Source organism: Postechiella marina (assembly GCF_039538365.1).
GTDB lineage: Bacteria > Bacteroidota > Bacteroidia > Flavobacteriales > Flavobacteriaceae > Postechiella > Postechiella marina.
Genome location: NZ_BAABCA010000001.1, coordinates 498,231 through 524,781 on the forward strand (window position 1 = coordinate 498,231; position 26,551 = coordinate 524,781).

Sequence of the window (26,551 nt, forward strand, 5' to 3'; positions counted from 1 at the left end):
ATCATTTTACTATACCTTGTTTGGGTATACTATATGTTAAAACGAAGTGTAATTTAAGTTTTAACCTGTGGTAATTAAACTTAATCTACCTTAACACGTTCGTCTCTATTAGCTAATTCCCATGCTGTATGAAATATTAATCTTGTACGTTTTTCTAACAAGTCGTATTCTATTTTATCAGGTGTATCGGTTGGTTTATGGTAATCGTCGTGTGTGCCATTAAAATAAAAAATAACGGGAATATTGTTTTTAGCAAAATTGTAGTGATCCGACCTATAATAAAAACGGTTAGGGTCGTCGTCTTCATTAAAAGTATAATCAAAATTGATATTAAAATATTTGTTGTTTACAGCTTCAGATATATTGTGCAATTCTTTACTCAATTTATCAGATCCTATTAAATATAAGTAATTACTATTGTTTTTATGTTTATCGTCTATACGTCCTATCATATCAATGTTTAAGTCTGCTACAGTATTTTTTAAAGGAAAAATAGGGTTTTCTTCGACGTAATATTTAGAACCAAATAAACCAATTTCTTCGCCTGTAACATGTAAAAATAAAACAGAACGTTTTGGTCCGTGCCCTTTATCTGCAGCTAATTTAAAAGCTTCAGCCATCTCCAAAAGAGCTACGGTGCCAGAACCATCATCGTCTGCTCCATTATTAATAAGGCCATCTTTAGTAACACCAATATGGTCTAAATGTGCAGAAATGATAACTACTTCGTTAGGTTTTTCTGAGCCTTTAATGTAAGCCATAACGTTTTCTGAGTCTCCGCTTGCTCGTCCTTTAAAGTATGCTTCAGGAATTTTTTGAAAATAGTCGCCATTGGCAATAGGAGAGGGGATGTTGTTGTTAACGTAATATTTTTTTATAAACTCTACAGCTTTCTTTTGCCCAGAAGCTCCTGTTTTTCTGCCTTCAAAATCGTTAGAAGCATAAATGTATAGTGCTTCTTTTAATTCTTCTTTAGTAATAGACTTTGCATAGTCTATTACTAAAGAAGATGCTTGTAGTTTTTTTTTGCTTTGAGACGAGCTACAAGAGCTAATTAAAACAGTGAGTATAAGTAATGTTGTTATTTTCTTCATTGTAAAATGATTAATACTTTTAATTTACAAAAATATAATATTCTTTGTTTAATTTTTCAAGAATTTATTGTCTAGGTCTAGCGCTAGTCGGTTTTTTTGATTTGCAATTTGCCATGCAGTAGAAAAAATTAAACGAGATCGTTTTTCTAAAAGCGGATAATCAATTTTATCTGGTGTGTCCGATGTTTTATGATAATCGTCGTGTATACCATTAAAATAAAAAATTACAGGAATATTGTGTCGTGCAAAGTTATAATGATCTGATCTAGAATAAAAATCATTTACATCATCTTCATTATTATAAGTATAATCTAGGTTAATGTTAAAAAAGGAGTGGTTTACCTTCTCAGATAAATAATGAAGTTCTTTACTAAGTCTATCGGCTCCTATAATATATAGGTAGTTGGGGTTTTCTTTGTGCATTGTGTCTACCCTACCAATCATGTCAATATTTAAATTGACAACCGTATTTTTTAAAGGAAAAACCGGGTTTTTTGTGTAAAATGACGATCCGAGTTTGCCTATTTCTTCTGCAGTTAAATGTAAAAAAAGGATGCTTCGTTTAGGGCCATAACCTTCTTTTTTAGCTTTATTAAAGGCTTGTGCTATTTGCATTATTGCTACTGTGCCAGAGCCATCGTCGTCTGCGCCAAGGTTTATAGATCCATTTTCTTCTATACCTAAATGATCTAAATGTGCAGAAATAATAACTAATTCGTTGGGGATTTCTGTGCCTTTAATATATGCCAATACGTTTTCTGATGCATTGTAGGGTTTAGGAAGAAAGCTTTTAGGTATGTCTTGATAATAATTATCTGTACCAAAAGGTGATGGTATTTTTTCTTGGAGGTAGAATTTTTTTAGAAAATTGCTAGCTAGCTTCTGGCCTTTGGTTCCTGTTTCTCTACCTTCAAATTTATCTGAAGCAAATTGATATAATTGTGTTTCTAGCTCTGTAGCAGTTATGGTTTTATAATAATTAACAACCAAACTACTGTCTACTATTACAATGCTATTTTTTAAATTGTTAATTTTTGTTGTGTACCTCGTAGATGCGCAGGTACCAAGTAGGGTTAATGCCGAGAGAATGCAAAAAGTTTTCATGTGTGCTATAAATTAATCACATGCTTGCTTACTACTATTAATTTGTCGGGAGAATAATTATTGTAGTTTACTATTATGTTGATATAGCATCAAAGATATTAAAAATGAAATAAAACAGCTACTATTCTATTTCAATGTCTTCTAATTCTTCAATATCTTCAAGTTCTATATCTAATTCTTCAAGCTCTTCAATGGCTTCTTCTTTAGATTCTGTTTCTTTTTCTACCATATCTTGCGTGTCTCCAATTTCAGTTTCGTTAAAAGCTGCTTTGTAGGTAACAATAGCAAGAGAGGCTAGAGTTAGGAAAAATGTAAACTGAATAATTTTTTTTACTTCGCCTTCTTTTTTAGATAGATAAAAGGCTATACCTCCAAATATTAAAGCTAAAACACTGGGGAAAATGGCTAAGTTTGATACAGGTAAAACCGATAAAATTACAGCTAACACAGAAGCTATAAGTGCTAAAATGGTGAAAATTTTTTTCATAATAAGTGTATTGTTTAGTGTTAGTTTTTTAAACCCGAAGCAGATTTAATTTTTAGTTCTCCATTACCAACTGGAATTTTAAATTTACCGTAAACCATAATTTTATTAGCATCTGCAGTAAGCCATATAAGATTGCTATTAGTGCCTTTTAGCACGTCTGAATTGCTAGCGCTAATAGCTAGTTTATAGCATGTTTTACTACCAATAGCAGTGTTAATAGTTTCTTTGCCAAGGTATGTTAATTGGGCTTTGTTTTCTTTTCTATCAAAAAGAATAGTAACCGTTTTTTTACTGCCAACATTCATGCTCTCGTAATCGAATAGGCGTATGTTATAAATTGTAGAAACAATGTCTTTAGTTCCAGAATTAAAAGAGAAATTTTTCTTCTCTACATAATTTTTCTTTTTAGTTAAAACAGATTTTACAGTTTTAGTTTTATGGCTAAAAGTGTATTTCATGTTTTTAAAATAACTTCCCTCATTAATATCTCGCTTGTATAAATATGGGGTTAATGTTTTTGGGTTTACATAGCTTTCGTACAAATCACGTATTTTAAAAAAACTATCCCATTTACTGTAAGTAAGTGCAGTACATTTTAGTCTTAATAAAGTGGTTTTGGAGGTCATTACATTACTAGTTTGTAAGGTAACCTGTGCAATGTCTGTTAGTATGCCAGACATGTTGTAAGACGCGGTGTAGGTAAGCTTTTCTCCTGCAGCAATAGCTGTATTTTGCGCGCTTAAAGACACCGTAAAAAATAAAGATAAAATTAAATAGTAAGCCCTCATAATAGGTTAAGTTTAATGTTAATAACGTTGTATTTAACATTTATTGTGCCGAAAATACGATGCTTAAAAATATTATGCTAATTTTTTTACTTCTGCTTTAGTTATAAAAAGGGTTGCTGATAATTATCATAGTTTAAAATTTATTATAAAATTATATTTGGTTACTAACCAATATCATAATAATTATGAAAAATATATTATTACCTACAGATTTTTCTAAAAATTCTATTAATGCTATTGATTATGCCATGCAGTTTTTTAAAAAAGAGCGTTGTAAGCTTTACATTCTTAATGTACAAAAAGTATCTACTTTTATAACAGATGATATGATGACTGTGGCAGCATCCTCGTCTGTTTATAACACGATAATAGATGTTTCGAAAAAATCTATAGCCAATATTATTGCTACTATGCAAAGCGCTTATAACAACCCGAGGCATAAGTTTTGTGCTTTAGTAGATTTCGATAATTTTGTTGACGCTATAAAACAAGTGTCTAAAATTCATGATATAGATTTAATAATAATGGGAACTAAAGGAGCAACGGGGTTAAATAAAATTATTTTTGGTAGTAATACAGTACATGCTATGCAATGTTGTAATGTACCTGTTTTAGCGGTGCCAAATGGTTGTAAATTTACGGAGCTAAAATCTATAGCTTTAATGGGCGATAATTTTTTAAGCTTTCACGTCGATAAATTAAAACCATTAAAGCGGTTATTGTTTTTAAGAAAAGCAAATCTAACCGCTTTACTAATAAAAGGAGCTTTAAAACCTAACAGATGTATTTTTAAAAGTAACTTTTTTAACGCTTTATTTTCTAAAGTTAGTTGCCAAAGTTTGGAAGTGTCTAATAATAATTTAGTAGAAAAAGTAGACCATTATTTGTCTACAAACAATATACAAATGTTTGCCCTTTTAACCGAAAATCATTCTTTTTTAAACCGCTTATTTCGTATCCATAAAGTAGAAACTTTAGGTTTTAATATTAACATTCCTTTTTACATAATGCATGCCTAAAAAGGTGCTGTCTGTTTAAAATTTAAATTTTTTGTGTAACAAATTTGTAATTGGTGCGTCATACAAGTATCAATCAAATCACAATCGTATAAAATGAGACAAGACAATCAACTTTTAGTAGTTGCGCATTTAAGCCAGTTAATAACCTTAATAATAGGTTTTGGGAGTTTGCTACTTCCATTAATACTTTGGGTAACTCAAAAGGAGAAGGTTTACCAAATGGATTTGCATGGTAAAAATATTATCAATTTTCAATTAAGCTTAATTGTTTACTGTATTATTTGTGTGCCACTAATTTTATTTTTTGGTTTAGGCTTATTAGGTTTTGTTGTACTTAGTATTATATCTGTTGTATTTCCTATATTAAACGCCATAAGGGTAAGTCGTGGCGAAACTCCAAAATATCCATTATCTCTTAATTTTATTAGTTAGTTTAATTATACGAGATAACTAGAAAGCTTGCCTAATGGTGAGCTTTTTTTTTGAAAAGACAAAAAACAAATTCATAAAAAAAGCAGCAACCCAAAAGGTTACTGCTTAAGTTTTATATTTTTTGTTTATTATAGTATTAAGAGTTAAGCATAACAGGCATAACAAGCATAGTTATGTGTTCGCCTTCATCAAGACCATCAATTGGCGTTAAAATACCCGCTCTATTAGGCATACTCATTTCTAATTGCACATCTGTAGCGCTTAGGTTGTTTAACATCTCTGTTAAAAAACGCGAGTTAAAACCAATTTGCATATCGTCTCCTTGGTAGTCGCAAGTTAAACGCTCTTCTGCTTTATTACTGTAATCAATATCTTCAGCAGAAATATTTAATTCTGCACCAGCAATTTTTAAACGAATTTGGTGTGTCGTTTTGTTAGAGAATATACTAACGCGACGCACAGAGTTTAAAAACTGTGTTCTGTCAATAGATAACTTATTAGGGTTTTCTTTAGGGATTACCGCTTCGTAGTTTGGATATTTTCCATCAATTAAACGACAAATTAACTCAGAGTTTTCAAAAGTAAATTTGGCGTTACTTTCGTTGTACTCAATAGTAACATCTTCATCACTAGCTGCTAAAATTCCTTTTAAAAGATTTAAAGGCTTTTTAGGCATAATAAATTCTGCCACTTGGTTAGCCTTAATATCCTCACGCGTATATTTTACTAGTTTGTGAGCGTCTGTAGCAACAAAGGTTAAACCTTCTGTAGAGAACTGAAAAAATACACCGCTCATTACTGGGCGTAAATCGTCGTTTCCTGCAGCAAAAATAGTTTTGTTAATAGCAGTAGCAAGTACATCGCCTTTTATTATGGTTGTACTTGGGTCTTCTAGAGCAACTGCCTTAGGAAATTCGTTTCCGTTTGCGTAAGCCAAAGCATATTTACCGTGATTAGAGCTAATTTCTACGGTGTTGTTTTCTTCAACAACAAACGTTAAAGGTTGCTCTGGAAATGTTTTTAAAGTATCTAAAAGTAAACGTGCAGGAATGGCAACGCTACCTTCGCTATCACTTTCTACATTTAAAGACGAAGACATAGTAGTTTCTAAATCACTTGCAGAAACAGTAAGTTTGTCGTGGTCTAATTCGAATAAAAAATTATCTAATATTGGTAATGTATTCGAACTGTTTATAACGCCACCTAAAACTTGTAGTTGTTTTAATAAGTATGTACTTGATACTATGAATTTCATCTATGAGTGTAGTTTTAATTTTAAATATATGTTACTTACAAATATATTCTATACCATTTAAAATTCGAAACAAACTTATTAACATTTAAGCAGTATATTTTTTCTTTCTAATGTAGTTGAAAACAAAACCAAACACTGCGAGCAATACTAGTGGTAATAAGATGTTTATAAGTTGCCATTTTGTTTTTTGAGAGGCTATTTTACCTTGATCTAAAAAAGCAACAGCAATTTCTTTAGATCGAATGTTTATAAGTCCGCCATCATCTAATAAAAAATTAACGGTATTAAGTAAAAATTCTTTGTTTCCGTAAGTTTTTCCGGTCCATCTATCAAAGCCAAGTTCTTGTGGTATATTTTTAATTACATCGTTTTTTATAACGTCGCCATCAGCTATAATTACCATTTTTGTATTCACGCTTTTACTCTTGTTTGTATTAAGTTTAAAAGGTTTTACTCTATTTTTGTAAACCGATGAAAATTCACCTTCTAATAAGACTGCAAGCGTTTGGTTTCCTTGGTTAAATTTTTGGGGATTTTGGTCTTGTGTAACCAAATTTAAGCTTATTTGTTTTGGCGTGCCTTCTAGCTTTGTTAAAGGTGCACTTTGTAATAAAATGGTTTTTTTTATATTGTTTTTAAGTGTATCTATTTGGTTTGCAAAATCAAATTTTACTAAGTTTAAATTATTTACAATAGGGTGTTTACTGTTTGATGCTGCAAGTGGCGAATAAGGCCATTTTAAATGCTGAAATTGCGATGCGCTACCTTCGCCCATTGCCAAAGTAATAGGTGCAGAGTATAAGGTGCTAACTATTACAGGGTTTATTCTGGCACCGTAATTAAAAAAGAAATCGGTTAGGTTTAAATCTCTAGTAATAGCAAAATTACTACCAGAGTTATTATAAAGACTATCTTTTTCTATTGTTACAGCGTCTAGAAGCCATAGGCTTTTTCCGCCATTCATGGTAAATTGATCTAGAACAAATTTTTCGTTTTCAGAGAAAGCTTTTGTTGGTTTAGCAGAAATTAAAAGATCGAAATTATTTAAAGCCTTTAAAATACGTTGCGGATTTTTAGAAACGCTATCTAAGGGAAAAGGTGCTATAAAGTAATATTCGCCTAATTTTTTAACAAAATCTGCAATGTATTTGTCTTCGAGCTGTTTGTTGCCTTTTAAAATGGCTATTTTTCGCTTTTTAGGTTGTGTTAGTTTATTAAAACCATCTGCAAAAGCATACTCTAAATGTTGCACAGAATTAGATACTAAATCTTGTTGCGAAGCACCAATTTTATTCTTAATTAAAGGTATGGTAATGGTTTGGTTGTTGTAACTTGCTAATGCCCAAGGAAAAATTACTGCTTTAGACGATTTCCCGCTTTCGCTAACACTTAATTGCATTGGTGTTAATCCGCGCTCGCTTAATTGCTGTATGTTTCGTTCTCTAGTGGTTTCGTTTTCTAGCGGGTCTATAAAGTTAAAAAGTACATTGTTGTTTTTTGCAGCAAATTCTTCTAATAATTGTTTTGTTTCGCGTTGCAGACGTCTAAACTCTGATGGGAAATCTTCACCTTTTAAAAATACATCTACAACTATTGGCGATTCTAAATTTTTAATAATGTTTATTGATGCATTGCTAAGTGTATAGCGTTTATCTTGAGTTAAATCGGCACGCGTAAAAAACGAAAAAGCAGTAATATTAATAAAAATCAAGAGTATAAATAAGCCAGTAATTTTAATAAAATCGGTTTTTCTTAGTTTTTCGGTTTTAATACCATAAACGGTTAAAACAATAAAAAAAGCAGTAGTAGTTATAAAGTAAATAATATCGCGAGTATCTAAAACGCCACGACTCATACTTTTATAATGCGTGCTCATGCCCAATTGTTCTATAAATGTACTTGCTACATAATCTGCAATACCTTCAAAACCAATGTAAAACAGAAAACAAAGAAAAACAGCACATATAAAAGACACAATTTGATTTTCTGATAGGGTAGAGCAAAACACACCAATAGCAGTGTAACTTGTAACCAAAAACAGCAAACCAAAATAAGAGCCTAAAGTGCTACCCATGTCTAAATTACCAACAGGATTACCCAATTGGGAAACCGTATAAACGTAAATTAAGGTTGGTAAAAGAGCAATTAAAATAAGTACAAATGCGCCTAAATATTTACCCAAAACAATATGTAAATAAGAAATGGGCTTGGTTAATAGCAACTCTAAAGTACCTTGTTTTTTCTCATCAGAGAAACTGCGCATAGTTACCGCTGGAATTAAAAATATTAAAACCCAAGGCGCTAGTAAAAAGAAAGACGATAAATCTGCAAAGCCAAAATCTAGAATATTAAATTCGCCTTTAAATACCCATAAAAACAGACCGTTTAGTAGTAAAAAAATAGCAATAACTAAATACCCTATTGGTGATGCAAAAAACGAGTTTATTTCTTTTTTTAGTATAGCGAACATCTACTTTTGTTAATTGTTAATTGTTAATTGTTGTTGGTTACTTGTTTTTTGTTTATTTCGTAATTGTTAGTTAAGAGATTCTAATTTATTAACACTCCAAGCTTCGGGTTTAGCATTAAAAAGCACTTTTGTTTTACTCCAAATACCTTTAAATAAATCAGAGTTTCTGTAATTATTTAAATCGACTTCAGAGTTCCAATAGCTATAAGTAAAAAAAACATTAGTATTGTTTTTATCTCTATATAATTCTAAAAACTGGCAACCTTCAAAATGTCTAATTTTAAGTTTGTTTAATTCAAAATTGTCTAGAAATTCATCTATATGTTTTTCAAAAAAACTCAATTTAACAATTCGTACTAGCATTTTAATTTTTTGTTTTAATTGGTAAAATAATATACAATTTCAATTTAAAATCACATCAGTTTTTAGTTATTTATAGTGCGAATAGGTGGTGTAATAAAGTTTACGGTTATAGTATTCATTACACTTAAACCAAGCAGGGTAGACGCGCTACCAATTGTTGCAGGGTTACTTTTATACACAGCAATTTCTAAAAAACCACCAGAATTAAAAACCACTAGTTTTTTACCACCAGCATGGCGTTTATCTTCTGGTATTTCAAAATTAACAATGTCGCTATATTTAGAGTAAATGGTTTTAAACTTGTAGTTTCTGGCAGATATTTCGAACTCGCGCCCTTTTTGTATCGTTTCAAAAAAATGACGTTTTATATTAGTAACTACATTACCATAATTATCAATGTAAATAACACTACCAATAATTTGGGTTTTATCGTCGTTTACATACGGTGCAATATTTTTTATAGGCTTAATATCTTTAATGGTTTTACCTATAACTTCTAGAGTGCCACCACGTGCAATATGGCAAGATACTTTAACAAAAACATCTAATACTGGAAAACTGGTTTGAATTTTGTCGTGTATATTAATTTCTACAATTTTCTCTGGTGCTATTTCTGCACAAATCATGCTCATAATACCATTATTGGCACAAATAAAAAAATGATCGTCTAGCTTTATAGCAATATGTTTGTTCTCTGTATTTAATTCAGAATCTATACCAATAATATGTATGGTTCCTTTTGGAAAACTGCTGTAAGCGTTTTGAATAATATATGCAGCTTCTGGAATATTAAAGGGAGATACAGAATGCGAGATATCAACAATTCTTACATCAGGGAGTTCACTATAAATAGCTCCTTTTGTTGCGCCAGCAAAGTAATCTTTTTCACCAAAATCGGTAGTTAATGTAATAATCGCCATTGGCAAAATTGTTGATATGTTTTTAATGTTTGGTCACTCAAAATTATGTATTTTTGAGTTTTACGAATATAGATTACAAATCTAATAAATCATTTTATCTCTGTAAATTTATTTTAGATTAAAGATTAATTTTATAAACCTAAAACCACGCCTTTGAACGAAATCATCATTCAACTTGAAGAAATTTCTCCAAAAGAGTTTTTTGGAGCACAAAATGTAAACATAGAACTTCTTAAAAAATACTTTCCAAAGCTAAAAATTGTAGCAAGAGGCAACGAAATAAAAGCCTTTGGAGACGAAGAACTACTCGAAGAGTTCGATAGGCGAATAACCATGCTATTAAAGCACTTTGCAAAATACAATAAGTTAGACGAGAACGCTATCGAGCGCGTTTTAACAAGTCAAAGTAGCGAAGATTATAAAACATCCTCTAAAAGTGGCGAAGTAATAGTACATGGCGTAGGCGGTAAATTAATAAAAGCGCAAACAGCAAACCAACGTAAAATGGTAGAGCTTATGCATAAAAACGATATGGTTTTTGCCATAGGCCCTGCAGGAACAGGTAAAACCTATACAGGTGTAGCATTGGCAGTTCAAGCCTTAAAAAATAAAGAAGTAAAGCGTATTATTTTAACAAGACCAGCGGTAGAGGCAGGTGAGAATTTAGGATTCTTACCAGGCGATTTACAAGAAAAACTAGACCCGTACATGCAACCTTTATACGACGCATTACGTGATATGATTGCCCCAGAAAAATTAGCACATTACATAGAGAAAGGTACTATACAAATAGCACCATTAGCCTTTATGCGTGGGCGTACGCTAGATAATGCCTTTGTAATTTTAGACGAAGGGCAAAACACCACCCATGCCCAAATGAAAATGTTTTTAACACGTATGGGCAAAAACGCTAAATTTTTATTAACAGGAGATCCTGGGCAAATAGATTTACCACGACGTACCATTTCTGGATTAAAAGAAGCCCTTTTAATACTTAAAAACGTAGAAGGTGTAGGTATGATATTTCTAGACGATAAAGATGTAATACGCCATAAATTGGTTAAAAAGGTAATAGAAGCCTACAAAGCCATAGAAAACAACGATTAATTTAAGTTATAAAAAACAATAAAAATAATTAGAAGCTATTTCCAGCTTTCGGCAGTCGCTTTTTTGTGTTGCATAAGTGCAACAACACAAAAAGAGCTTCAACAAAGCCTCAATCTGGGCTAGGGCATAGTAACTAAAAATAAGCTAAGAGCCAAAAGCAATTAAAATGAGTAACACAATAATAGACACTAATTTCAATTTTCCAGGACAAAAAAGCCTATACAAAGGAAAAGTAAGAGCAGTTTATAACATTAACGACGAAGCGTTGGTTATGGTAGCAACAGACAGGCTATCGGCCTTCGATGTTGTTATGCCAAAAGGAATACCATACAAAGGGCAAATACTAAACCAAATAGCCACAAAAATGATGGCTGCAACACAAGATATAGTACCAAATTGGTTAACAGCAACACCAGACCCAAATGTAGCAGTAGGCCACTTATGCGAACCCTTTAAAGTAGAAATGGTAATTCGTGGTTATATGTCTGGGCATGCAGCACGCGAGTACAAAGCAGGAAAACGTATGCTTTGTGGTGTACCTATGCCAGAAGGAATGAAAGAAAACGATAAGTTTCCAAGTCCTATTATTACACCAGCTACAAAAGCAGAAATGGGAGATCACGACGAAGATATTTCTCGCGAAGATATTTTGGCAAAAGGTATTGTAAGCGAAGCAGATTATATTATTTTAGAAGATTATACTCGCAAATTATTTAAACGCGGAACAGAAATAGCTGCTTCTCGTGGTTTAATTTTAGTCGATACCAAATACGAATTTGGTAAAACTAAAGACGGTAAAATTGTTTTAATAGACGAAATACACACACCAGACTCTTCTCGTTATTTTTATGCCAATGGTTATCAAGAGCGTCAAAATAAAGGAGAAGCCCAAAAGCAGTTGTCTAAAGAGTTTGTACGACAATGGTTAATAGCAAACAATTTTCAAGGCTTAGAAGGGCAAACGGTACCGCACATGAGCGACGAGTATATTACATCTGTAAGCGAGCGCTATATAGAACTTTACGAAAACATAACTGGAGAAACTTTTGTAAAAGCAGACGTTTCTAACATACAAGACCGTATAGAAAAAAATGTAGTTGCTTATTTAAAGTAGCAATTGCATTATTTAATAAAAACCAAAAGACCTTGCATTTGCAAGGTCTTTTGGTTTTATAAATTCTTATATTTTTTAAAATTAGGCTTAACACTTATTTTTTATTCGGGTTTATAAACTTTTACTGCAGAATAATTTTTGGTTAAGTTCTAAATAGAGATGTTATTTTAAATGTGGGTAAACGTTTTTTTAAGGCTCAAGTATTTTTGTAATTAACGCTTTATATTTTTGAATATCTTTTTCAATTTTTTTTTGTAATACAACCCATAAAACTAAGCCTAATGCAAAGACCGTTCCTCCAAGAAAATACATAGAAGGGTTTATGCTTATTCCAGAAATTATGGCAGCAAGAAAACCTAAACCTAAAATAATATGAGTAAATATTATAAATTTTATTAAAAAGTGTTGATTAAAAGTAATTTCTACATCGGTACTATTTTCGGTATCATTTTTAAACAATTCACCATTAACAATAGTCCAATTTTGGAATACGATATACCATGGATAAAGAATTCTTTTTCGCATTTTAAACGTTAGTAAATTATCTTTTGTACTATTCGTATTAAAAACAAATCCGCCAATAGCGCTAAGCTCCAATTCTAATTTCTTACTAACCTCTTTAGGGATGTTTTTTAATTTAAAACTCCATGTTTTCATATTATAGTGTTTTTTATGTTTGCCATTGGTATAGTGAAAGATACGAAAATTAATGCTTTAAATAAATTTAGCTATTTGTTTTATTTAAGCGAAAATTTATTTTTTGATGTATACATTTGGATTATGTTTTTCCATGTAAAATTCTGGGTGTGGCAATGCATTAAAACCAAATTTTTTATAAAGCCATTCAGCTGTATCTGTCAATAAAATCCATCTTCTTAATCCTTGAAGGTTTGGGTGTATCATTATTTCATTAATTAACCATTTACTTAACCCATTTCCTCTATGATCTTTTAATATATATACATCTCCTAAATATGCAATAGTTGAATAATCAGAAATTATTCTAGCAAAACCAATTTGCTTGTTTTCGTAATAAAGCCCAAAATTTAAAGAGTTTTCTATTGATGTTTTTAAAGTATTGATTGGAATTCCGTTAGCCCAATCAGTTTCGTTTGCAAGAAATTTGTGAATGCTTAAAACATCTAACCTACTCTTGTCTGTTGAAATAGTATACTTATTTCTATGTGTTTCTCTAATTTCCAATTTAGTTTTTTTTATTAATGCTAAAAGTAGATTTAAGAAATATAGGATATTGCGTAAACCTAACCCTAAAATTATAACTAAATCAAATATAATATTTTGTTTTTTGTTAAACTTTAAAAACGTCAAATTTATGATTGGCAGACTTTGTTGTTTAAAATGTATAACACCTCTAGCTTAATCACAATTTGCAAACTAGCATTAATCAATTTTATAAATAAAAAGTAGAAATGTATCACTTGTAAAGGCGTATAAGGTGTAAATAATTATTCACGCAGAACTTGAGTCATCAAATAAAATAACTTTTCTTATTTTTAAGAAATTTTAAAAGACACACGAATGAATGTTCTAGGAATAGATATTGGAGGTACAGGAATGAAAGGCGCGCTAGTAAACGCCATTACTGGCGAAATGATAACTAAGCGGTTTAGAATACCAACACCAAAATCTAGAAAGCCAGAAGAAATGGCAAAAGTTTTTAAGAAAATTGTAGAGCATTTTGAGTATAATGGACCTGTAGGTGTTGGTTTTCCTACCATTATAAAGCATGGAGTTTGTATGGCTACGGGTAATTTACATAAAGATTGGTTGGGTGTAAATGCTAAAGCGCTTTTCTCTGATGCTTGCAAATTGCCTGTTACTGTTATTAACGATGCCGATGCTGCTGGTTATGCGGTTATGAATTATGGTATTGGTAAAGGTAAACAAGGCTTGGTAATGATGCTTACCATAGGCACTGGATTGGGTAGCGGTGCATTTTTTAATGGGGAGTTGCTTCCTAATTTTGAGTTGGGACAAATACCATATAAAAAATATAAAAAAATAGAGGAGTATGCCTCTAATTCTGCTAAAGAAAGAGACGGATTAAGCTATAAAGATTGGGGTAAACGTTTTAATAAATTTTTAGAATTGGTAGAAATAATTACTTGTCCAGATTTAATTATTCTTGGTGGTGGTAGCTCTAAAGATTTTGAGGCTTACAAGAAACAAATTAAAATAAAAACGCCTGTTTTACCAGCAGAACTTGGTAATCATGCAGGAATTATAGGCGCTGCAGCTGCTGCATTGCATGAAGCTCCTAAAGATTAAAACTAAATAAAAAAACTAAAACTAAATAGTTTAGTCTTAAAAATATAAAAGACCTTGTTTAGAAGGTCTTTTTTTTGAAATGTAATATTTTAATGCTTCTCTTTTATTCCTGATGTTTTTTTTTGAAGTATTTTTTTTATTCGTCCTATCGAAATTTGAGATAGATTCCAATTATAACCTTCAAAATTAGTGGTGTTTGTAAACTGAACCACTACTGCGTCAATAGCTTTGTAATATTCTGCTAGACTTTGGTAACCAGGTACTAAACCACCGTGGTTGTATTCGTAAATAGAGGTATAAATATCTTGTTCACCTGCATTAAAAACAGTGCCATTGTTTAAGGCTCTTAAAAATATGCCAACATCTTGTGCGGTGGCTAGCATACCTTGATCCTCGGTTTTTAAATCGGGTTCGTAGCCAACGTGATAACCGCTCATAACATCATCTATATTAACATCTTTTATAGAGAAAAAAGTGTTTTTTAAATTTAAAGGAGTTAAAATTTTGTCTTTAATATATTGCTGATGGCTATAGCCTAAAACTTGATCTATAATTTGAGAAAGTAGCAAATAATTAGTGTTAGAATATTCGTAATCTTCGTTGGGTTTAAACGATGCAGGTAGATCGAGTATTATGCTTAGAGTTTGTTCTGCATTTTCTGGCGGATTTGACCAATAATCTGGATAGTTTGTAAAATTAGGAATACCGCTACGATGTTGTACCATATGTTTTAATGTTATTTTATCTGCGTATTGTATTCTATCTATAAGCTCGGGGAAGTAATAGGCTAGAGGTTTGTTTAAATCTAAACGTTTGGCTTTAACTAATTTGGAAATAGCAACAGCAACGTATAATTTGCTAATACTCGCTATTTTAAATAATGCATTAGGGTTTGCAGGTGTTTTTTGTGCTTTATTATGGTATCCGCCAGTATAAAATTCGGGAACTTTACCTGTTTGCTCTACATAAACAATCATACCATCAAAACCATGCTTTATAGTTGCATTTACCTCTTCTTGAATGGTATTTGGTAAGGGTAATATCCATGCCCAAACTAAAATCCATGGTACATAAAACATCGAAATTATAGTTGATGTAAATAATACAATTCTAAATATGTTGCGTGCTTTATTTTTCATGTTTAATACATTTAATAAGCAAATTAAAGGTAATCATTTTGTTTGTAGAAAAGCAAACTACCCAATTGTTGTTTTTATAGTATGAATTGGTTAATACCTTATTGTACTGCTCTTTAAATTAAAAAAAATAAGTGTGGGTGGTATGTTAAAAAAAACAAGACCTTGCTTTGGCAAGATCTTGTTTTTTATTTCTTTTCTAGATTAAAAAGCGTATTTACTTTTTGTTAATTTGGGCTAAAATCGTGGGGTCTTGTATTTTATTGTCTTCAGCCAATAGTTTCATTTTCGATATAATTTCGGCCGATTTTGGATCCTCATCAACAAAAGGTAAAAATAAACGTCCCCGATGTTGGCTGTGTACAGGTAGAATAGATAAAAATAATCCGTCTTTGCTTATGTTTCCACTTCCTAAATGTATGCTGTAATTGCCTAGTTTTCCTTTTACAAGTATATGGCGTTCTTTTACTTCTATGTTGTCTAATTTAAATAATCTTGCAGACTCTTTAGCTAACACAGCTCGCATTTCCATAGTGCTATGGCTTGCTTCGGGGTCCACACCTCCAACATGAGCTACACTTACCACTAAATCTATATCGCGCATAACTTCACTAAAAATTAGAGGGTTTATGGATGCTAACGGAATGGATTCGTAATTTTTTAAAGAGGTAAAAGCAACATATTCTAGTGTTGGTGCTTCTATATCTGCTGGCGAGTACCAATCTGCAAGCGCGTGCATAGACGCCATAAAGCCTTGTTTATGGTATACCTTTTGCAAACCTTCTTCGTAATTAATAGTCCAACCTCGTCCGCGCAATAAGGCTATGGTTTTTTTAGGCTGAATTTGGTGACCTTGGTAACGTTGCGATCTGTTACTGGTTTCTTTTTCGTTATCTGTAATAACATAAAGCTCTCTAAATATTTGTTTAAATGGTTGTACAAGTTTTTTGTCGAAAGCAAAACGTTGGTATAAATCCCATTGTACAGCTTGATATAAATGCGATGGATGGGCAATAACTAGTGTATCGTCTGCATGTAATTGGTGCAGTTTATCATCACTATCTAGTAATTGGCTGTTTTGCCAAAAACCAGAACTGTTAGTCGCTTTATTAAATAAAACGAGCTTGCTTAATAACGGATTTACAACAGGATGACTCATGATGTTTTCTAGCTCTTTTTTAGAAAAAGCATCTTCGTTAATCATAGCTTTTTCTAGAGACAAGCGCGTTCTAGAATATTGCTTACTAAGATATGTTTTATTGTTTTTTAAGTTTAAAACTGCTTTGTTTTTTTGATGCTTTTTAGGAATGGATTTTTGAGTTTTTCCATTCTTTTCGACCTTTAAACTAGCTTTTCCGTTACTATCTACTATTAATTTAATTATAGTATCATCAATAGTAACCGTTGCATTATCCATTATTTTTTGTGCAGCTTTAGACTCCATAGCCCAACTAAAGCGTACACTATCTTTATAACCCGCGTTTCTAGATAGGTTTTCTAAACCAATCTCTACCGCATTTTTTTCGCTTTCTTGACGCTGCGATCCAAATTGTTTACTTTCTTTTAAAAAGGTTTGCAGCAAATCGTATCGTTTAAGTAAATCGTTTTCTGGGTTTACTTTGCTTAGAGGTATTAAGCCTAATGCGCGTACATAATCTTTATCGCGTTTGTCTTTAATTTTTTTAAGCGTTTCGGTAATTTTAACTTCATTTAATAAAACACTAGAGTATAGTTTTATTTGCTTGTGAGCTAAACCATGCGAAATGTATTTTGAGGCATTATGTAACAATTTCCAATTGGCTTTTCCTAAGTCTGAATATACATTGTAAAACCAATCTATATCTAAACTTCCTTTTTTAAATTGCTCTATGGCAACGTCTGAATATCTTGAAATAAGCGTTTCTTTTTCGGCACTCATATATTCAGAGCTATGTGCATGAAACCACCAAACCGCAGCTTCTAGTTTGTCTAATTTTAAGTAACGCCCAATCCAATTGGCCCATTGCGTAGCATAACAAGCTACTTCTATAAGTCTGGTTTTGGTTATTTTAGATGTTTTTAATTGTTCTGAGAAACTCTCGAATGTATCGGTATCACTAGGTATACAGCCTTTAATAATAGCGCTAAAGGTACTTGTTTTACTTGTGTGGTTGTACGAGTAGCCTCGTTCAAAATTAGTTTTTCCTAAACGTTCTAATACTTCAAATAGATAATGAGCGCCTTCTACATTATAAAATTTATTAATGTATTTTGATGCTTCAGTTTCTAATTCTCCACGCTCTAATTCTATTTGAAGTAAATTCTTTTTTAAAGGTTTAAAAATTTCGAAAGGTAAATTAAGTGTTTCTTTGTAGGGTTTATTTTTTGCATGTTGGCTATCCAAAGAAAACAATCTAGACTCAGATAATATGGTATTTAGTAAAACATCGTCTTTTGTAATGGTATTGTTATTATACAATTGAAACGTATCTCTTTCTGATGGGCGAGGGAAATTTCGTTTTTTTATTGGTGCGCCTAAAGCATCTTTTAAAATAGTAATGTGCTTAGGGTGTCCTAAACTTTGCGCCATTAAATAGTTTTGTAATTGCCAATATCTTTTTTTGTTTTCAATGTTTAGAGTCTCGTCAATACTAAAAAAGTTATTATACAGTAATACATCGCACCAAAACATGTTGTTTACTCGCCATTTATTAGTGTCTAGATTTTTAGTTTTTAATGCTTCAGGAAAATTTGCAATGGCATCTTCTAAAAGGTCTAATTTAAAACAAGACAAGGTGTTTTGGTCTACATACGCATTAGATAAATGATTTAGTATGGTGTAAATTTTACGGTTTATACTGTAATAAAAATGTTCTTTTTTTAAATTTAAACCATCTAATTTAGGAATGTATTTTTTATAATACGGAATTAAAGCGCCATAAACTCCATACGGGTTTGTAAATTCATGAGCATAATGCATTGCAGCATGCATTTCATAATCGTTTAGTTTGCTTTGGTTGTACCAATCTATCCAAATGTGGGCTAGGGGTAAATTATTTAGTTTTTCTAAAGGAGTGGCATCCTTGTTTTTTGTAATAGTTGTAATATGTTTTGATAGAAGCGTTGTTTCTATTTCGCCTTGATAACCTTCGTGCTGATATTCAAAATCCTTATTGTTTTCAAAAAGAAGAATAAGCTTATTAATAGATTTAACTGTTTTATCCTCATCAATAAATCTAGAAATTATACGGTCTTTTTTTCCTAGTAAACTGTTTAAAATATTTTTTTTCTCAGGAAATTTTGTTTTAAGCTTTATTAGTGGCGATAAATTATTATAGTCTATAGCTCCAAAACCATTAGTAAAACTTAGAGCGTTTGTAGTGTTAGAAAACTTATCTAAAAAAATTTGTTCGTTTTTATTAAGGCTGGTTCTTTCGTTGTAACTAGCTACTTGTTCTGTTACATAATTGGTGTATAATTGTTTTTCGTCTAGAATAGTTAAAACCTCTAAACCTGCTAATCGCTGATCTATTTTTTTAGAAACTATTAAATTGTTGGTACGTTTTTTTACAATAGTCTCAGGCTGTTTTATAAGTAATTGAATACTAGCTTCTCGTAAATATTTATTTTTACGTTCTAGTATTTTTTCTAGAATATCTAGTTCTTCATCTTGCAACTCCATGGCATAAAAAAGACGAATTCCTGTAGCCATGACCGATTGATTTCTGTCTTGTATAGCTTGATGTGCAACATGGCGTTTCCAGCCTAAGTTTTTAGAATTTATCGGGGTGCTTTTCTTTTGTGTGCTTATATTCCAATAATATGTATAATGATCTGGAAATAGTTTTCTAATAAATGCTTCTCTAGAATCTGAAGCTATAGCACTTATATTTTGAGCTAAAATCTCAGATTGTATCTCGCTTGCATTTCTAATTAATATGTCATAAAAAGTTTTTGGTGTAATTGTGTAGTTTTTCCATGAAAATACAACGCTTTCAAAAGTTTTACCTTTTGCAGGTAAAGCATCGGCATGTGCTTTAATGCTTTTAAACATAGCATCTTTAAGCTCGAATTTAGGGCTGTTGGCTAACATCCAATAGTCTAGCTCTATGTCTTTGCCAAACTCTTTTTCCATGTATGGCACCAAGCTAATGTTTGTTCTTTCTGTTTCTCTAACAAAAAATAGAGCTAGTAACTTTATGTTTTTATTTGTATTGGTATAAAGTAAGTTTAGAGCTTTAACGTTGGCTTGGTCAACCTCTTCTATACCAAGTACCCAAAGAGCAACGTATATTTCTAAAAAATCTTTACTCTCTAGCGCTTTATCTATATCGGTTTTGTTTTCTAATAAATGCAGGCTAAGCTCTAAAACCCTCTTAATAGTAGCTTTTTTAGGAGCTTCCCAGCCAAAACCAAACCAGGTATCTACAGCTCGAACAACACTGCTAAAACGCATTAAGTCGTTTTCTAAAATTATAGTAACCATATACTTTAAAGCGCCAATTTGGGTTTCGTCAAGACTCTCTAAAATGGTTTGTCGTAAACCTTCTTGGCGTTGTGCCGCAAGTAAAAGTTTGCCAACTTGCTCCCAATATTTTTGTTTTTTTGTAAGTAGTAAGCCTTTTATTAAAGATCTTGAAATACCTCCAATTTCGTCTTCAGCATTAATAATATCCGAAATTAATTCATCTAAATCTTCACCTCCTTTTTCTAAAACAACACCAATAAGATAAGCGTGAGCATGGTTTTGATGGTAAACATCATATTGTATTTGTTCGAAAAGAGACATGCTGCCAAATCCAGAATTAACTCCAGATATACATAAATATTGCAAAATTTTAATTTTGTTTTCAATTAAATCTGTATCTGGTACTTTTCTAAAAGAGCGTCTGTTATAGCCTTGTTGGTAAGGTAGTTTGTTTATTAAATCCCAAATATCTGCAATATATGGAGCGCGTATTTCGCCAAAAAGAGCACGAGCCAATTTTAAGCCTTCATTAGTTTTCCACGGATTAAATAAAGCATCGTTTCCAAAAACATCAGTATATTTTGGAGTCCATTTAGGATAGCTAACCTTACTTGGATACAATTTAGAAATGATTAACCCTAAAGTCTGATATTTTTTTGAGTATAATAGAAACGAACTTTTAGTAAGTTTTATTTTTTCTTTTGATTTTAAATACTTTTCTGCTTGTTCGTTAGAAATCATATATAATGTTGTTGTGTTTTTAATGCCAATAAATTAATATGTTTTTTTACCAATAGGTTCCAGATAAAAAGGTCATGCGCATAAAAGTAATCGTACTTTCTTTATCTATTATAATAGTTTCATTTAGTGCTTTTATTTCGTTATCATTAATAAAAACTAAAAATAAACCATCTAGAAAGCTTTGTTTGGCATTACTAATAGCATCTGCCTTTATAGCTAAAGTTTTATTTTCGATAGCTCCAAAACCTATTTTTCCTTTTTCTGATTGTTCTTGAATGTTTTGTGGGGTAAGAAAAGCTTGTAATTGCAGGTTTTCTCTTTTGTCGTTAAACTTTTTAATTTCAGATATAACACATTGCTCTATAAGTTCTTCTAGTGTTTTTGGAGTTTTTTCGATGTCGAAATTAAGTGTTTTAATTTTCTTTTTACCTAATCGCTTAAGCTGGATGGTTAGCATATTTTGCTTCTATAATTTATATGTGATGAATATTAGTACAATATAAGAAGAGTTTTGTTTTTTTATAATTTAGGCTTTTACTTTTTATCGATAAATTTTTTAGTCACAAAGTTCCCTTTTTCTACCTGAAAATCAGTGAGTAATAAAATGGCTGTTTAAAAAGTATTATTGCTATAATTAACTGATAAATAGATGGTTTTATTTATTCTTGATAAGAATATAATCTTTTTTTAACGTAAGAATATGACTTAATATTTATCAAGGTTTTTCTTGTGCATATTATATGAATATAATATGTTTGCTTTACAAACAAACAAAATAAACAATTTAAATTATGAAAAATTTATTTTTATTATCAATTATTGCGGTATTATCAATTGGAAGTGTAAATGCTCAAGAGTTTAAAGCTGGAGTTAATGCAGGTTTAGTTACTGGTGATTTTAGTGACTTGGCATCTTTTAATTTAGCATTAGATGTTGCGTACTTATGGGATGTTGCAGATCAAATTCAAGTAGGTGCTATAACTGGTTTTTCTCAAACTTTTACAAAAGAGGTTGATGGTTTTGACACTAACGATGTTCAGTTTTTACCAATAGCTGCTGCAGGTCGTTTTGCAATTTCTGATCAGTTTACTATTGGAACAGATTTAGGTTATGCAGTAGGTATTAATGATGGTAATGATGGAGGGTTTTATTATGCTCCAAGAGTTCAATACAGTGTAAACGAATCTCTTGATATTGTTGCAGCTTATAGAGGTGTAAGTATTGATGCTGGGCCTGTAACATTAGGATTTAATACAATAACTTTAGGTGTAGAATTTGCTCTATAATTTATTGTAATAACATAAAATGATAATTAAAAGGAAGCCATTTGGTTTCCTTTTTTTGTTTCTATTTTAATATATTTACAGCATGAAAAAACTAATAATCATTAACGGACCAAACCTAAATCTTTTAGGTAAAAGAGAACCAAATATTTACGGTAGTTTAACGTTTACGGAGTTTTACGACGAGGTAATAAAAAAATACCCCGATGTAAGTATTGATTATTTTCAGTCTAATAACGAAGGCGAACTTATAGACAAATTACACGAAGTAGGGTTTAATTTTGATGGTGTTGTATTAAATGCAGCAGCATATACACATACATCTGTTGGAATTGGTGATGCTGTTAAAGCTATAGAAACACCAGTGGTAGAGGTGCATATTTCTAATACTTTTAATAGAGAAGAATTTAGACATCATTCTTTTATTTCTCCTAATGCCAAAGGTGTAATTCTTGGTTTTGGTTTACAAAGTTACGAATTGGCTATTCAGAGTTTTTTATAGTATAAAAAGATAAAGCATAAAAAAAGCGATTCAATAATATTGAATCGCTTTTTTTTATAATTCTAGTTTTGCTTATATATGTATACACTCGTCGTAAGCATCAGCAACAGCTTCCATAATAGCTTCACTCATGGTAGGATGAGGGTGTACAGCTTTTAATATTTCGTGTCCAGTTGTTTCAAGTTTTCTTGCAACTACAGCTTCTGCAACCATATCTGTTACACCAGCTCCAATCATATGGCAACCAATCCATTCACCATATTTTGCATCAAAAATTACTTTTACAAAACCTTCTTTATTTCCTCCAGCACTAGCTTTACCAGATGCTAAGAAAGGAAACTTTCCAACTTTAATATCAATACCTTTATCTTTAGCTTGCTGCTCGGTTAAACCAACAGAAGCAATTTCTGGAGTACAGTAAGTACAACCAGGTATGTTTCCGTAATCTAAGGCTTCAACATGTTCGCCAGCAATTTTTTCTACACATAAAATACCCTCAGCAGAAGCAACGTGTGCTAATGCTTGTCCGGGAGTTACATCGCCTATGGCAAAATATCCAGGAATGTTTGTTTGGTAAAAATCGTTTACAATTATTTTGTCTCTATCAACAACAATACCTACGTCTTCTAAACCAATATTCTCTATGTTAGATTTAATACCTACTGCAGATAAAACTACATCGGCTTCAAGAATTTCTTCGCCTTTACTTGTTTTTACATGAGCTTTAACACCGTCTCCAGATGTATCAACAGATGTTACTTCGGCCGAAGTCATAATTTTAATGCCTTTTTTAGTAAAAGAACGCTCTAATAATTTAGATACATCTTTGTCTTCTACAGGAACAACGTTTGGTAAATATTCTACAATAGTTACTTCTGTACCTATAGAGTTGTAAAAATCTGCAAATTCTACTCCAATAGCACCAGAACCAACAACAATTAATTTTTTAGGCTGTTTAGGTAAGCTCATGGCTTCTCTATAACCAATTACTTTTTTACCATCTTGAGGTAAACTTGGTAACTCTCTAGATCTAGCACCAGTAGCAATAATAATATTGTTAGCGCTATATTCTGTACCGTCAACATCTATCTTTTTTCCTGGTTTTAGTTTTCCGTAACCAGAAATAATATCAATTTTATTTTTTTTCATTAAAAATTGAACACCCTTACTCATACCATCTGCAACACCACGACTACGTTTAACAATAGCGTCAAAATCATAATCTGCTCCTTCAACTTTTAAACCATAGTCTTCGGCATGTTTAAGGTATTCAAATACTTGGGCAGACTTTAGTAAAGCCTTTGTAGGAATACAACCCCAGTTTAAGCATATACCTCCTAGTTCGCTTTTTTCAATAACAGCAGTTTTTAAACCTAATTGAGAAGCTCTAATAGCTGCTACATAACCACCAGGTCCACTTCCAAGAACAATAATATCGTATTTACTCATTTGTTAATTTTTAGGTTACGAATTTACGAAATCGATTTTGAATAAAGAATTTAGAAACCTATAAATTTATATCTTTTACTACCTTTGCGTTGCAACATTATATATATGAACATACCAAGAACGAGTTTTCCTCGAATTGTTATTATAGGTGGAGGTTTTGCTGGAGTTTCTTTAGCAAAAAAATTATCTAAACAAGAAGTGCAAGTTGTATTACTTGATAAACATAACTACCATACGTTTCAACCGCTTTTATATCAGGTGTCTACAGGAGGTTTAGAACCAGATTCTATAGCTTATCCTATTCGTAAAATATTAAAAGATTTCCCTAATTTTCATTTCAGATTAGCCGATGTTAAACAAATAGATACAGAAAATAATAGTGTAGACACTAATATAGGAGCTCTAAAGTTTGATTATCTTGTAGTTGCTTCAGGGTCTAAAACCAATTATTTTGGCAATTCTGAAATAGAAAAACATAGTATGGCCATGAAAACCATACCACAATCTTTAAATTTAAGAAGTTTAATTCTTGAAAATTTTGAAGAAGCTCTATTAACGTCGGATTTAAATGAGCGAAATGCTCTTATGAATTTTGTTATTGTTGGTGGAGGTCCTACAGGTGTTGAACTAGCTGGTGCTCTAGCAGAAATTAAAAAAGGTATTTTACCTAAGGATTATCCAGATTTAGATACACGTTTAGCACAAATAAATATTATACAATCTAGCGGATGTCTTTTAAAAGGTATGAGCGATAAAGCGTCTGCAAAGGCCGAAGATTTTTTAGAAAAGTTAGGTGTGCATATCTGGAAAAATGTTAGGGTAACTAATTATGATGGTAAAAATGTAATAACAAATACCGATTTAGTTTTTCAAAGCTCTACTGTGGTTTGGGCTGCAGGTGTAAAAGGAGCGGTTATTAAAGGCTTGGATGCTAATAATTTTGTAAGTAGGGGTAGCAGGCTTTTGGTAAATAATTTTAATCAGGTAAAGGGGTTTAAGCATATTTTTGCTATTGGAGATGTGGCATGTATGGAAAGTGAAGAAAACCCATACGGTCATCCCATGATGGCACAACCAGCTATACAACAAGGGGAACAGTTAGGCGAAAATATTTTAAACCTAATAGAAGATAAAACTATGCAACCTTTTGTTTACAAAGACAAAGGTTCTATGGCTACCGTTGGCCGAAATAAGGCTGTAGTAGATATGCCTAAATTTAAATTTCAAGGTGTTTTTGCTTGGTTTGTTTGGATGTTTGTACATCTTTTTTTCTTAATAGGTTTTAGAAACAGAATGGTGGTTTTTGTAAATTGGGTGTACAATTATATACGTTTTGATAGAGAAGCACGTTTAATTATTCGCCCTTTTAAAAACAAAAACAAAGTGGACGATTAGTGTTTTTTAGCTTTTTTTTAAATTTATAAATCGTCTGTAAAATGACGTTTGCTTTTATGCTTGCCAAATTTTTCTTTGTTATATTTAATAGAGTCCCCTTTAGGTATAGATAAAGTTATCCAAGATTTTCCTTTTATAAGTTTGCCTAAAAGTACAATTTGCCCAGTATGGTAACCGTAGTGTGTTAACTGCCTGTTTAAGGCTTCTGTAACCGTATGGCCTTGGTTTCTAATGTAAATAAGGCGTTCTAAATCGGTTTTATCAAGTAAGTTAATAGCATTAAATAAGCAAGCCCATCCCGTGTTCCATGCTGCAATTAATTCTGTTTTATTCGTATATTTTTCTTCAAATTCTAAATCGCGATGCCTCCATGTTTTTTCACCATCTTCAGTTAAAAAATTAGTCCACCGGCTAAGCATATTACCAGCCATATGGTTTACAATTATAGAGATTGAATTTGTGCCTGGTACATATTCTTTTTGCAAAGCATTAAAAGGCAATTGCTCGAAAGTTTTGTCGCCTAAACTTTTATAATATTCAAACTGTTTAATTACACTTGATAAATACGATTCCAAATAATTTAATGTATTAGTTAGCTATAAATTTTAAAGCTACACCGTTAATGCAATGGCGTTTACCAGTTGTTTTTCTTGGTCCATCGTTAAAAACATGACCTAAATGGCCACCGCATGTAGCACAGTGTTCTTCGGTTCTAGCATAACCTAAATCGTAATCGGTAGAAAATTCTACATTACCCTTTATTTCTTGATCAAAACTGGGCCAACCTGTTCCAGAATCAAATTTGTTTTCACTTTTAAATAAAGGCGTATTACAGGCTTTACAAGTATACACACCTTTGTTGTCATTTTTATTTAAAGCACTAGAAAAAGCACGCTCTGTTCCCGCTTTTCTTAAAACATAAAATTCCATGTCTGTTAATTCAGATTTCCACTCAGCTTCGGTTTTAGATATTTTATAAGTTTTATTTTCCTTTTGGGCGTTTCCTTTACAATTAAAAAAAAAGAAAGTTAAAGCGACTATAAATATTTTTTTCATGCTAAATATGGTTTGTTTTGTTACTTAAGTCGAGAACATTAAGAAAACATAACATTGAATTCTAAATATACTTTATTGGGTGACTTCTAAAAAAAAGTTG

24 protein-coding genes are annotated in these 26,551 nt (G+C 31.6%); 8 read left to right on the forward strand and 16 right to left on the reverse strand.

Annotated features, from left to right (window positions below; genetic code table 11):
• Positions 1 to 80 precede the first annotated feature (80 nt).
• From ABD715_RS02050 to ABD715_RS02065, 4 genes are all read right to left on the reverse strand, one after another.
• Entirely contained in the window at positions 81 to 1,094 is a 1,014-nt protein-coding gene (locus ABD715_RS02050) for a M28 family metallopeptidase (protein WP_344786401.1), read from the reverse strand.
• 48 nt (positions 1,095 to 1,142) lie between these two features.
• Positions 1,143 to 2,198 carry a M28 family peptidase gene (locus tag ABD715_RS02055; RefSeq protein WP_344786402.1) on the reverse strand — a complete coding sequence of 352 codons (1,056 nt, stop codon included), beginning with the start codon at positions 2,196 to 2,198 and terminating at the stop codon, positions 1,143 to 1,145.
• A gap of 121 nt (positions 2,199 to 2,319) precedes the next feature.
• Positions 2,320 to 2,685, reverse strand: coding sequence for an FUSC family protein (locus tag ABD715_RS02060; RefSeq protein WP_344786403.1), 366 nt, complete (start codon positions 2,683 to 2,685; stop codon positions 2,320 to 2,322).
• A gap of 20 nt (positions 2,686 to 2,705) precedes the next feature.
• Positions 2,706 to 3,473 carry a DUF3108 domain-containing protein gene (locus ABD715_RS02065; protein ID WP_344786404.1) on the reverse strand — a complete coding sequence of 256 codons (768 nt, stop codon included), beginning with the start codon at positions 3,471 to 3,473 and terminating at the stop codon, positions 2,706 to 2,708.
• A gap of 185 nt (positions 3,474 to 3,658) precedes the next feature.
• Between ABD715_RS02065 and ABD715_RS02070 the strand changes: the two genes are divergently transcribed.
• Both ABD715_RS02070 and ABD715_RS02075 read left to right on the forward strand, forming a co-directional pair.
• The gene (locus tag ABD715_RS02070) at positions 3,659 to 4,492 is read left to right on the forward strand and encodes a universal stress protein (protein WP_344786405.1); all 834 of its coding nucleotides are present in this window, start codon (positions 3,659 to 3,661) and stop codon (positions 4,490 to 4,492) included.
• Between the two features lie 93 nt (positions 4,493 to 4,585).
• On the forward strand, positions 4,586 to 4,924 hold the full coding sequence (locus ABD715_RS02075; RefSeq protein ID WP_344786406.1) for a DUF4870 domain-containing protein: 339 nt from the start codon (positions 4,586 to 4,588) through the stop codon (positions 4,922 to 4,924).
• Positions 4,925 to 5,060: 136 nt separating this feature from the next.
• Here the strand turns inward: ABD715_RS02075 and dnaN are convergent, their stop codons facing one another.
• The 4 genes from dnaN to ABD715_RS02095 all read right to left on the reverse strand — a co-directional run bounded on the left by dnaN (position 5,061) and on the right by ABD715_RS02095 (position 9,932).
• The gene (gene dnaN, locus ABD715_RS02080; protein WP_344786407.1) at positions 5,061 to 6,179 is read right to left on the reverse strand and encodes a DNA polymerase III subunit beta; all 1,119 of its coding nucleotides are present in this window, start codon (positions 6,177 to 6,179) and stop codon (positions 5,061 to 5,063) included.
• An 85-nt stretch (positions 6,180 to 6,264) separates the two neighbouring features.
• Positions 6,265 to 8,649 carry a gliding motility-associated ABC transporter substrate-binding protein GldG gene (gene gldG / locus ABD715_RS02085; RefSeq protein WP_344786408.1) on the reverse strand — a complete coding sequence of 795 codons (2,385 nt, stop codon included), beginning with the start codon at positions 8,647 to 8,649 and terminating at the stop codon, positions 6,265 to 6,267.
• A gap of 66 nt (positions 8,650 to 8,715) precedes the next feature.
• Complete coding sequence (locus ABD715_RS02090; protein ID WP_344786409.1) at positions 8,716 to 9,012, reverse strand: putative quinol monooxygenase; 297 nt, start codon at positions 9,010 to 9,012, stop codon at positions 8,716 to 8,718.
• 62 nt (positions 9,013 to 9,074) lie between these two features.
• Complete coding sequence (locus ABD715_RS02095; RefSeq protein ID WP_344786410.1) at positions 9,075 to 9,932, reverse strand: SAM hydrolase/SAM-dependent halogenase family protein; 858 nt, start codon at positions 9,930 to 9,932, stop codon at positions 9,075 to 9,077.
• Positions 9,933 to 10,085: 153 nt separating this feature from the next.
• Here ABD715_RS02095 and ABD715_RS02100 point away from each other — a divergent pair, with 153 nt between their 5' ends.
• Positions 10,086 to 11,039: a PhoH family protein gene (locus tag ABD715_RS02100; protein WP_344786411.1), complete on the forward strand. Its 954-nt coding sequence runs from the start codon at positions 10,086 to 10,088 to the stop codon at positions 11,037 to 11,039.
• 166 nt (positions 11,040 to 11,205) lie between these two features.
• A complete protein-coding gene (locus ABD715_RS02105) occupies positions 11,206 to 12,153 on the forward strand; it encodes a phosphoribosylaminoimidazolesuccinocarboxamide synthase (protein ID WP_344786412.1) in 948 nt (315 codons plus the stop codon).
• 189 nt (positions 12,154 to 12,342) lie between these two features.
• Here ABD715_RS02105 and ABD715_RS02110 read toward each other — a convergent pair whose 3' ends face one another.
• The gene (locus ABD715_RS02110) at positions 12,343 to 12,810 is read right to left on the reverse strand and encodes a DUF423 domain-containing protein (RefSeq protein ID WP_344786413.1); all 468 of its coding nucleotides are present in this window, start codon (positions 12,808 to 12,810) and stop codon (positions 12,343 to 12,345) included.
• 96 nt (positions 12,811 to 12,906) lie between these two features.
• Positions 12,907 to 13,356 (reverse strand): GNAT family N-acetyltransferase, encoded by a 450-nt coding sequence (locus ABD715_RS02115; protein ID WP_344786414.1) that lies wholly within the window; start codon positions 13,354 to 13,356, stop codon positions 12,907 to 12,909.
• A 336-nt stretch (positions 13,357 to 13,692) separates the two neighbouring features.
• Here ABD715_RS02115 and ppgK point away from each other — a divergent pair, with 336 nt between their 5' ends.
• Positions 13,693 to 14,442 carry a polyphosphate--glucose phosphotransferase gene (ppgK, locus tag ABD715_RS02120; RefSeq protein WP_344786415.1) on the forward strand — a complete coding sequence of 250 codons (750 nt, stop codon included), beginning with the start codon at positions 13,693 to 13,695 and terminating at the stop codon, positions 14,440 to 14,442.
• An 89-nt stretch (positions 14,443 to 14,531) separates the two neighbouring features.
• On the opposite strand, the gene ABD715_RS02125 is transcribed toward ppgK, so the two are convergent.
• The 3 genes from ABD715_RS02125 to ABD715_RS02135 all read right to left on the reverse strand — a co-directional run bounded on the left by ABD715_RS02125 (position 14,532) and on the right by ABD715_RS02135 (position 21,223).
• The gene (locus tag ABD715_RS02125; protein WP_344786416.1) at positions 14,532 to 15,581 is read right to left on the reverse strand and encodes a serine hydrolase domain-containing protein; all 1,050 of its coding nucleotides are present in this window, start codon (positions 15,579 to 15,581) and stop codon (positions 14,532 to 14,534) included.
• 214 nt (positions 15,582 to 15,795) lie between these two features.
• A complete protein-coding gene (locus ABD715_RS02130; protein ID WP_344786417.1) occupies positions 15,796 to 20,766 on the reverse strand; it encodes a DUF4132 domain-containing protein in 4,971 nt (1,656 codons plus the stop codon).
• A gap of 46 nt (positions 20,767 to 20,812) precedes the next feature.
• A complete protein-coding gene (locus tag ABD715_RS02135) occupies positions 20,813 to 21,223 on the reverse strand; it encodes a hypothetical protein (RefSeq protein ID WP_344786418.1) in 411 nt (136 codons plus the stop codon).
• A 334-nt stretch (positions 21,224 to 21,557) separates the two neighbouring features.
• Between ABD715_RS02135 and ABD715_RS02140 the strand changes: the two genes are divergently transcribed.
• Positions 21,558 to 22,052, forward strand: coding sequence for an outer membrane beta-barrel protein (locus ABD715_RS02140; RefSeq protein WP_344786419.1), 495 nt, complete (start codon positions 21,558 to 21,560; stop codon positions 22,050 to 22,052).
• An 82-nt stretch (positions 22,053 to 22,134) separates the two neighbouring features.
• Positions 22,135 to 22,551, forward strand: a complete 417-nt coding sequence (gene aroQ, locus ABD715_RS02145) for a type II 3-dehydroquinate dehydratase (protein WP_344786420.1) — start codon at positions 22,135 to 22,137, stop codon at positions 22,549 to 22,551.
• A 72-nt stretch (positions 22,552 to 22,623) separates the two neighbouring features.
• Here aroQ and lpdA read toward each other — a convergent pair whose 3' ends face one another.
• Positions 22,624 to 24,000 (reverse strand): dihydrolipoyl dehydrogenase, encoded by a 1,377-nt coding sequence (gene lpdA, locus ABD715_RS02150; protein ID WP_344786421.1) that lies wholly within the window; start codon positions 23,998 to 24,000, stop codon positions 22,624 to 22,626.
• A gap of 105 nt (positions 24,001 to 24,105) precedes the next feature.
• Between lpdA and ABD715_RS02155 the strand changes: the two genes are divergently transcribed.
• Positions 24,106 to 25,395, forward strand: a complete 1,290-nt coding sequence (locus ABD715_RS02155) for an NAD(P)/FAD-dependent oxidoreductase (protein ID WP_344786422.1) — start codon at positions 24,106 to 24,108, stop codon at positions 25,393 to 25,395.
• Positions 25,396 to 25,418: 23 nt separating this feature from the next.
• Here ABD715_RS02155 and ABD715_RS02160 read toward each other — a convergent pair whose 3' ends face one another.
• Positions 25,419 to 25,970: a DUF1572 family protein gene (locus ABD715_RS02160; protein WP_344786423.1), complete on the reverse strand. Its 552-nt coding sequence runs from the start codon at positions 25,968 to 25,970 to the stop codon at positions 25,419 to 25,421.
• Positions 25,971 to 25,983: 13 nt separating this feature from the next.
• Complete coding sequence (msrB, locus tag ABD715_RS02165) at positions 25,984 to 26,451, reverse strand: peptide-methionine (R)-S-oxide reductase MsrB (protein WP_344786424.1); 468 nt, start codon at positions 26,449 to 26,451, stop codon at positions 25,984 to 25,986.
• Between the last annotated feature and the right edge of the window lie 100 nt (positions 26,452 to 26,551).

Excerpts from the sequence above, each read along its gene's own strand:
- ABD715_RS02110 (WP_344786413.1), bottom strand. The coding sequence starts at position 12,810 with ATGAAAACATGGAGTTTTAAATTAAAAAACATCCCTAAAGAGGTTAGT.
- lpdA (WP_344786421.1), bottom strand. The coding sequence starts at position 24,000 with ATGAGTAAATACGATATTATTGTTCTTGGAAGTGGACCTGGTGGTTAT.
- gldG (WP_344786408.1), bottom strand. The coding sequence starts at position 8,649 with ATGTTCGCTATACTAAAAAAAGAAATAAACTCGTTTTTTGCATCACCA.
- ABD715_RS02060 (WP_344786403.1), bottom strand. The coding sequence starts at position 2,685 with ATGAAAAAAATTTTCACCATTTTAGCACTTATAGCTTCTGTGTTAGCT.
- ABD715_RS02140 (WP_344786419.1), top strand. The coding sequence starts at position 21,558 with ATGAAAAATTTATTTTTATTATCAATTATTGCGGTATTATCAATTGGA.
- ABD715_RS02065 (WP_344786404.1), bottom strand. The coding sequence starts at position 3,473 with ATGAGGGCTTACTATTTAATTTTATCTTTATTTTTTACGGTGTCTTTA.
- msrB (WP_344786424.1), bottom strand. The coding sequence starts at position 26,451 with ATGAAAAAAATATTTATAGTCGCTTTAACTTTCTTTTTTTTTAATTGT.
- ABD715_RS02090 (WP_344786409.1), bottom strand. The coding sequence starts at position 9,012 with ATGCTAGTACGAATTGTTAAATTGAGTTTTTTTGAAAAACATATAGAT.
- ABD715_RS02055 (WP_344786402.1), bottom strand. The coding sequence starts at position 2,198 with ATGAAAACTTTTTGCATTCTCTCGGCATTAACCCTACTTGGTACCTGC.
- ABD715_RS02095 (WP_344786410.1), bottom strand. The coding sequence starts at position 9,932 with ATGGCGATTATTACATTAACTACCGATTTTGGTGAAAAAGATTACTTT.
- ABD715_RS02155 (WP_344786422.1), top strand. The coding sequence starts at position 24,106 with ATGAACATACCAAGAACGAGTTTTCCTCGAATTGTTATTATAGGTGGA.
- ABD715_RS02070 (WP_344786405.1), top strand. The coding sequence starts at position 3,659 with ATGAAAAATATATTATTACCTACAGATTTTTCTAAAAATTCTATTAAT.
- aroQ (WP_344786420.1), top strand. The coding sequence starts at position 22,135 with ATGAAAAAACTAATAATCATTAACGGACCAAACCTAAATCTTTTAGGT.
- ABD715_RS02075 (WP_344786406.1), top strand. The coding sequence starts at position 4,586 with ATGAGACAAGACAATCAACTTTTAGTAGTTGCGCATTTAAGCCAGTTA.
- dnaN (WP_344786407.1), bottom strand. The coding sequence starts at position 6,179 with ATGAAATTCATAGTATCAAGTACATACTTATTAAAACAACTACAAGTT.
- ABD715_RS02050 (WP_344786401.1), bottom strand. The coding sequence starts at position 1,094 with ATGAAGAAAATAACAACATTACTTATACTCACTGTTTTAATTAGCTCT.
- ABD715_RS02135 (WP_344786418.1), bottom strand. The coding sequence starts at position 21,223 with ATGCTAACCATCCAGCTTAAGCGATTAGGTAAAAAGAAAATTAAAACA.
- ABD715_RS02130 (WP_344786417.1), bottom strand. The coding sequence starts at position 20,766 with ATGATTTCTAACGAACAAGCAGAAAAGTATTTAAAATCAAAAGAAAAA.
- ABD715_RS02125 (WP_344786416.1), bottom strand. The coding sequence starts at position 15,581 with ATGAAAAATAAAGCACGCAACATATTTAGAATTGTATTATTTACATCA.
- ppgK (WP_344786415.1), top strand. The coding sequence starts at position 13,693 with ATGAATGTTCTAGGAATAGATATTGGAGGTACAGGAATGAAAGGCGCG.
- ABD715_RS02105 (WP_344786412.1), top strand. The coding sequence starts at position 11,206 with ATGAGTAACACAATAATAGACACTAATTTCAATTTTCCAGGACAAAAA.